Annotated in this window: 1 protein-coding gene; it reads right to left on the bottom strand. The window is 61.9% G+C overall.

From position 1 onward, the window contains the following. The coding region (locus tag ACLMAL_RS39655) for an amino acid permease (RefSeq protein WP_412003776.1) at positions 1 to 914 on the bottom strand (914 nt) is incomplete at both ends.

Here is a 914-nt window from a genome sequence, read left to right as displayed (position 1 = left end):
GCGATCGCACCGGTGGCCAGGATGCCGACATAGGGCACACCGCCGCTGGACATCCGCGAAGCGATAGCAGGCGCACTGCCGTTCATCGACATCGACCGCAGGATCCGGCCGGTCGAGTACAAACCGGCGTTCAGGCTCGAGAACGCCGCGGTCAGCACGACCATATTCATGACCGAACCCGCGCCATCGACACCGATCCGGGAGAAGAAGGTGACAAACGGGCTCTCGCCGGACTTGAAAGCGGTGTAGGGCAGCAACAGCCCGAGCAGCACCAGCGAACCGACGTAGAACAAAGCGATGCGTGCGATGACGGAGTTGATCGCCCGCGGCATGATCTTCTCCGGGTTCTCCGCCTCACCGGCCGCCGTGCCGACCAATTCGACCGCGGCGTAGGCGAATACGACACCCGTGGTGACGAGAACCAAAGGCAGGATGCCGCTGGGGAACAAGCCGCCACTATCGGCGATCACCTGTGGGCCGGTGTGCTCGCCCTTGATCGTGAATCGGCCTGCGAGGAAGATCGTGCCGACAATCAGGAAGGTCACCAGAGTGACGACCTTGATCATCGCCGCCCAGAACTCCAGCTCACCGAACCACTTGACCGACACCATATTGATGCTGACCACCAACGCCAGCGCAACCAGTGCGATCAGCCACTGCGGAATCGCCTCGAAAGCTCCCCAGAAGTGGACATACGTGGCGATGGCCGTGATGTCCACGATCCCGGTCATACACCACTGGAAGAAGTACATCCACCCGACCGTGAAAGCCAGCTTCTCACCATAGAACTCACGGGCGTAGGAGACGAACGACCCCGAGGAGGGGCGATGCAGCACCAACTCACCGAGCGCGCGCAGGATGAAGAACACGAACACGCCACAGACGGCGTACACCAGAAACAGCCCGGGCCCTGC

The sequence above is a fragment of the Nocardia sp. CWNU-33 genome (assembly GCF_046764895.1).
In the GTDB taxonomy this organism is placed as follows: Bacteria; Actinomycetota; Actinomycetes; order Mycobacteriales; family Mycobacteriaceae; genus Nocardia.
The sequence above is the reverse complement of the archived record's forward strand: the minus strand, read 5'-3'. Positions and strand labels throughout refer to the sequence as shown.